Below are 6,000 nucleotides of genomic sequence, written 5' to 3'. Positions count from 1 at the left end.
CCGGCGCATCTGCGCCTCTGACAACCAGATCAAATCGCTCATGACAACGCCTCCTCAGCGCCGTCATTGAATCAACTGATCGCACGCTACGCAAGCATTTTAATAGGTCCTGAGCCTAAGCAATGTGCTTTTTGACTGCTGTGTGGTCGTCTCCGCAAAGCAGGCTGTGGTCGTCGCAAGGTCGGAAGCTGGCACTGTTGATTGTTCGGGTGTGCTGACGCTGTGGCGCAGGCACCCGTTTCTCCGCTGTGATCAATTCAAGGAAGCGGGCCCCCGGATCAAGTCCGGGGCGACGAGAAGAAGGTGCTAGGGTGTTACCCCGCCGACCCGCGTTGTGGCGGGCCTTCTCCCCATAAAATTGGGAAGGATGAGAGGATGGGATTCTCCCTTTCTCCTAGCCTCTGTTCGCCTGCAATTGCTGAAACACGCCAAGGCGGTCGGCGATCTGCCAGTGGCCGGTGAGTCGGTCATCACTGTCGAAGCCGTATGCCGTGGCGCCCGACATGCGGATCACCTTGCCGCTGGCGGGGAAGCCGGGGAAATCGCTGAGATGCGTGGCTTCCCACGTCCACGTCATGATCACCGCATCCGTATCTTCGGCCATGCGCAGCACGGTGAAGCGCTGATCGGGAAAAGGCGCGCGGGACTGGATCAGGCGCTCGGCAAAACCGGGAGGGTCGAGCGTGCGGCCTTCCCACGGATCGCCGGGATCGTGGTGAATGGTGTAGGCCGGAGCGAGATAGTCGATCACGGATGTGGCTTCGCCCCGGTTCCAGACGGCCTCGATGAAGGCCGTCAGGCGGGCTTTGCGGCAGCTCACCTTACTCGAACTCCCAGGCGCGTTCGCCGTGGCTGGTGAGGTCGAGGCCTTCGCGTTCCTCGTCCTCGGTCACGCGCATCGGGATGACCATGGCGACGGCGAGGGCGCAGATCACGGTGCCGAGCGCGCTCCAGCCGGCGACCACGCCGACACCGGCGGCTTGCGCGAAGAGCTGGCGGATGAGGCCCATGCCTTCGTTGTAGCCGACACCGCCGAGAGCGGGTTCGAGGAACACGGCGAGGAGCAGCGAGCCGACAATCCCGCCCATGCCGTGGACGGCAAAGACATCGAGTGAATCGTCGATTTCGAGGCGGCGCTTGACCAGCAGGATCATCGGATAGCAGACCAGCGCGGCGGCGATGCCGAAGAGGATCGCGGCGCCCGGCGCGATGAAGCCGGCGGCGGGTGTCACCGTGGCGAGGCCCGCGATGGCGCCGGTCGCGAAGCCCACCGAGGTTGGCTTGCCGATGCTGATCTTTTCGATGGCGAGCCACGCGAGCGCGGCGGCGCAGGCGGCGGCGTGGGTGTTGATGATGGCGGAGGCTGCATCGTCCGTGGCGGTGAGCGCCGAGCCGCCGTTGAAGCCGAACCAGCCGACCCACAGCATGGCCGCGCCGATCATGGTAAGCGCGGGCGAATGCGGGAGCATCTGTGTGCGCGGAAAGCCGGTGCGCTTGCCGAGCAGCAGCGCGGCGACGAGCGCGGAGACGCCCGCGGTGGTGTGAACGACGATGCCGCCTGCGAAATCCATCGTACCGAGGCGGCTTGCCAGCCAGCCGCCGCCCCAGATCCAGTGGGCAGCCGGGGCGTAGACGATGAGGCTCCACAGTGCGGAGAAGGCGACGACCCAGCCGAAGCGGGCGCGGTCCACCCATGCGCCGACCATGAGGGCGGGGGTGATCGCGGCGAACATCATCTGGAACAGCGCGTAGGCGCTTTCGGGCACGAGCGTGCCTTCGCGCACATTGCCGAGCTGGGTGAGCATCCAGGCCGAACCGCCGCCGAGCCAGCCGTTCGACACGGGACCGAAGGCCAGCGTGTAGCCGACCACGATCCACAGTAGCGATGTGATCGCGGCGATGGCGCCGATCTGGATCGCGACGGCAAGGAAGCCCTTGGCGCGGACGAGGCCGCCATAAAACAGCGTAAGCCCGGGGAGCGTCATCAGGAAGACGAGCCCGCAGGAGGCGAGGACCCAGGCGGTATCGCCGCTGTCGGCCGCATCGAGCGCTTCGACAGGCTGGGCATGGCCAAGCGCGGGCAGCGCAAGGACGCAGACGGCAAGCGCCGCTGCGATGATTTTCTTCATTGGCTTGTCTCCCCCACGCGGCCCGTTGTGTTCTATGCCCAGCCTTCGAGTACCTGATCGGGCGGGCGGTGGCCATCAGCCCAAAAGCGGATGTTGGCAATGATCTTGTCGCCGGAGGCGGTGCGCCCCTCGAACGTGGCGCTGCCCATGTGCGGCAGCAGCGAAACGTTGCTCAGCGCGAGCAGGCGCGGATCGATCTTCGGCTCGTGCAGGAAGACATCGAGCCCGGCGCCGCCGATGCGGCCTTCCTGCAGCGCCTCGATCAGCGCGTTCTCGTCGACCACGTCGCCGCGCGCGGTGTTCACCAGGTAGGCATCGGGCTTCATCAGCGCGATGCGTCGCGCGTCCATTAGGAAGTGCGTCTCAGGCGTGGAGGGGCAGTGGAGGGTGACGATATCCGCCTCGCGCACCAGCGCATCGATATCGGGTTCGTAGCGCGCGCCGACCATGCGCTCGAACGCTTCGGGGAGGCGCTGGCGGTTGTGGTAGACGACCTCGAGCCCGAAGGCGCGCGCGCGGTGGGCGACGGCCTGGCCGATGCGCCCCATGCCGATGATGCCGAGGCGCTTGCCTGATATGCGGTGGCCCAGCAGTGTGGATGGCGCCCAGCCGGCCCAATCGCCCGAACGGATCACGCGGCCGCCTTCGGCGAGGCGGCGCGAGACCGCGATGATGAGGCCCATCGTCATGTCCGCCGTATCATCGGTGAACACGCCGGGGGTGTTGGTGACGAGGATCTTGCGCGCGCGGGCGGCGGCGAGGTCGATATGATCGGTGCCGGCGCCGAAGCTGGCGATGAGACCGAGTTGCGGGCCGGCAGCGGCGATGAGTTCGGCATCGATGCGGTCGGTGACGGTGGGGACGAGAACGTGCGCCGTCTGCATCGCGGCGCGGATCTCGTCCTGCGTAAGCGGGCGGTCATCGGGATTGAGCGTGACGTCAAAGAGTTCGGCCATCCGCGCCTCGGTTTCGGGCAGCAGGCGGCGGGTGACGAAGACGCGGGGGCGGCCTTCGATCCGGCGGGTGGGCCGGTAAGCGGTGCTGGGCGAAGAGGAGGTTGCGGACATGGCGTATCGCTATGCCGCCTCGCGCCCTGCGGTCAAGCATCCGGTTGCCCGAAGCCGCGAATGCTGTATCGCGGGAGGGGCGGCGAGCATGGAGGATAGTTGATCGTGAGGCGTGGCGGACCCCGGTTTGCATTCTTGCTTGTGCTGGGCCTGTTCGTACTGGGCCTGACGATGGCGGCGCCCTTGCGCGCGGCGGACGGCGAAAATGGCCCCTACTGGGCCTCGCTGCGCGACCAGCCTGCCAATCTGCGCGTCGGGCCGGGGCGCGAATATCGCATCAGCTGGGTCTATGTGCGCGCGGGGCTGCCACTGAAGGTGCTGCGCATGATCGGCGGATGGCGACTGGTCGAGGATATCGATGGCGCGCGCGGATGGATGCTGGCGCAGTTCCTGACGCGCAATCGCACGGCGACAGTGAAAGGCGCGATTGCCGAGATCCGCGAAAATTCCGATGGCAGCGGCCGCCTGCTCTGGCGCGCCGAGCCGGGCGTGACGGGCAAGCTGGGCGAGTGCGGCCCGGCCTGGTGCAAGTTCGATATCGATGGTCGGCGCGGGTTCGTGGCCAAGGCTGCCGTCTGGGGCGCCGAATAGGGGCCCGCCGAAGCAGGCCCCTCGGGATTCTTGCTTAGACCAGTTCGATGGCGACCGCGGTGGCCTCGCCGCCGCCGATGCACAGGCTGGCGACGCCCCGCTTCTTGCCGTGACGCTGGAGCGCCCCGATCAGCGTGGTGACGATGCGCGCGCCCGAGGCGCCGATGGGGTGGCCGAGCGCAGTGGCGCCGCCGTGGACGTTGATCTTTTCATGGGGGATGCCGAGATCGTGCATCGCGAACATCGCGACGCAGGCGAAGGCTTCGTTGACTTCGAAGAGGTCGACATCGGCCACGCTCCACCCGGCGCGGTCGAGCAGCTTGGTGATCGCGCCGACGGGAGCGGTGGTGAAGTCCTTCGGCGCCTGCGCATGCGCGGCCATGGCAACGACGCGGGCAACGGGGGTGAGGCCATCGGCGGCGGCGACGCTTGTCCGAGTGAGGACCAGCGCGGCGGCGCCGTCGGAGATCGAGGACGAGGTGGCGGCGGTGATCGTGCCGTCCTTGGAGAAGGCCGGCTTGAGGGCCGGGATCTTGTCCGGCTTGCCCTTGCCCGGGGCCTCATCGGTATCGACCACGGTTTCGCCGTTGCGGCTGACAACCTTTACCGGCGCGATCTCTGCGGTGAAGGCGCCCTCGGCGATCGCGGCCTGCGCGCGGCGGAGCGATTCGATGGCGTAGGCATCCTGCTGCTCGCGGGTCAGCTGGTATTCGTTGGCGGTGTCCTGCGCGAAGGTGCCCATGGCACGGCCGGGCTCGTAAGCGTCTTCGAGGCCATCGAGGAACATGTGATCGTAAGCGGTATCGTGGCCGATGCGCGCGCCCGAGCGGTGCTTCTTGAGCAGATAGGGTGCGTTCGTCATGCTTTCCATGCCGCCCGCGACGACCATGTCGATGCTGCCCGAGGCGAGCGCCTCGGCGCCCATAATCATGGCCTGCATGCCCGAGCCGCAGACCTTGTTGACGGTGGTCGCCTGCACCGAGGTCGGCAGGCCGGCATGGATCGCGGCCTGCCGCGCAGGGGCCTGGCCCAGCCCGGCGGGGAGCACGCAGCCCATGTAGATGCGCTCGACCTTCTCAGCGGCAATCCCGGCGCGCTCGACCGCGGCCTTCACGGCGGTGGCGCCGAGCTGGGTTGCGGGAACATCGGCGAGCGAGCCCTGCATGGCGCCCATCGGGGTGCGGGCGAAGGAGAGGATCACGACGGGATCGGCTGCGGAGAATTGGGCCATTGGAAACCATTCCTGTGCTAAGGGACCGCGCCAGGCCCCGGGGATACGGTTGATGTAGCCGCCGGGGGTGATGATTTCAATTCGCGCGCAGGACACAAAGGTATGCGGGGACCGGCGGCTTGACAGTGGTGTTCATCCTGGCCGGTCTGGTGCTGGGCGCGGTGGTCGGCAGCTTCATGGGTGTGGTGCTGATCCGCCTGCCCGATGGACGCCCGCTGGTCATGGCGCGTTCGGCCTGTGATACCTGTGACAAGGAACTGGAGCCCTTCGAGCTTGTGCCGATCCTTTCGTGGGCGGTGCAGGGCGGGAAGTGCCGCGAGTGCGGCTCGGCGATCGACTGCTGGCAACTGGCGGCGGAGCTGGGCGGTGCGGCCATCGGCGCGCTCGCCGTGATGCTCGGCACCTTTCCGGTCTGGGCGATGCTGCTGGGCTGGCAGCTGCTGCTGCTCGCCATGCTCGACCTCAGGCACATGTGGCTGCCGCGCCAGCTTTCGGCGCTGCTGGGCGCGAGCGGCGCGCTCTTTGCGCTGGTGATGGGCTATTGGGCCGATGACATGATGGGCATCGCGCTGTCGCTGGTGGGCGGGGCGTTCGGGTTTGCCGCGCTGTGGATGCTGGGGCAGGGCTATCAGATGTGGCGCGGTCAGGAAGGGCTGGGCGGAGGCGACCCGCCGCTGCTCGGCGCGATCGGGCTGTGGCTGGGGCCACTCGGGGTGATCCATACCTTGCTCGCGGCAAGCCTGCTGGGGCTGGCGGTGGCGTTCGTGTTGTGGCGGGCGGGGCAGAAGATCACGTCGGACACGATGCTGCCATTGGGGACCTTGCTGGCCGTGGCTGCCTGGCCCGTGTTTCTCTGGCAAGGTTTCTAGCGGGCGGTGTCTGGCCTTCCGCGCCCATCCGGTCGGAAGTCCATGCTGAACATGGTAGAGCCGCTCGAGAGCAACGGAACGGGGGATGGAAGCGCGACCACGGATCAAGTCCG

6 protein-coding genes are annotated in these 6,000 nt (G+C 67.3%); 2 read left to right on the top strand and 4 right to left on the bottom strand.

Going from position 1 to position 6,000, the window contains the following annotated elements; translation table 11 throughout:
- Positions 1-394: 394 nt before the first annotated feature.
- Genes Q0082_RS11545 through Q0082_RS11535 form a run of 3 tightly spaced genes read right to left on the bottom strand, consistent with a single transcriptional unit; the run spans position 395 to position 3,196 of the window.
- Positions 395-820, bottom strand: coding sequence for an ester cyclase (locus tag Q0082_RS11545; RefSeq protein ID WP_298192643.1), 426 nt, complete (start codon positions 818-820; stop codon positions 395-397).
- 1 nt (position 821) lies between these two features.
- On the bottom strand, positions 822-2,129 hold the full coding sequence (locus Q0082_RS11540; RefSeq protein WP_298192642.1) for an ammonium transporter: 1,308 nt from the start codon (positions 2,127-2,129) through the stop codon (positions 822-824).
- 32 nt (positions 2,130-2,161) lie between these two features.
- Positions 2,162-3,196 (bottom strand): D-glycerate dehydrogenase, encoded by a 1,035-nt coding sequence (locus Q0082_RS11535; RefSeq protein ID WP_298192640.1) that lies wholly within the window; start codon positions 3,194-3,196, stop codon positions 2,162-2,164.
- 141 nt (positions 3,197-3,337) lie between these two features.
- Between Q0082_RS11535 and Q0082_RS11530 the strand changes: the two genes are divergently transcribed.
- The gene (locus Q0082_RS11530; RefSeq protein ID WP_298192638.1) at positions 3,338-3,787 is read left to right on the top strand and encodes an SH3 domain-containing protein; all 450 of its coding nucleotides are present in this window, start codon (positions 3,338-3,340) and stop codon (positions 3,785-3,787) included.
- Between the two features lie 34 nt (positions 3,788-3,821).
- On the opposite strand, the gene Q0082_RS11525 is transcribed toward Q0082_RS11530, so the two are convergent.
- Positions 3,822-5,018 carry an acetyl-CoA C-acyltransferase gene (locus Q0082_RS11525; protein WP_298192635.1) on the bottom strand — a complete coding sequence of 399 codons (1,197 nt, stop codon included), beginning with the start codon at positions 5,016-5,018 and terminating at the stop codon, positions 3,822-3,824.
- Positions 5,019-5,143: 125 nt separating this feature from the next.
- Between Q0082_RS11525 and Q0082_RS11520 the strand changes: the two genes are divergently transcribed.
- Positions 5,144-5,887: an A24 family peptidase gene (locus tag Q0082_RS11520; protein WP_298192652.1), complete on the top strand. Its 744-nt coding sequence runs from the start codon at positions 5,144-5,146 to the stop codon at positions 5,885-5,887.
- The last annotated feature ends 113 nt before the right edge of the window (positions 5,888-6,000 follow it).

Origin of the sequence: Novosphingobium sp. (assembly GCF_027489515.1) — a bacterium.
Lineage (GTDB): Bacteria > Pseudomonadota > Alphaproteobacteria > Sphingomonadales > Sphingomonadaceae > Novosphingobium.
Note: the sequence above shows the minus strand (reverse complement) of the source record. Positions and strands in the feature narration are given on the sequence as shown.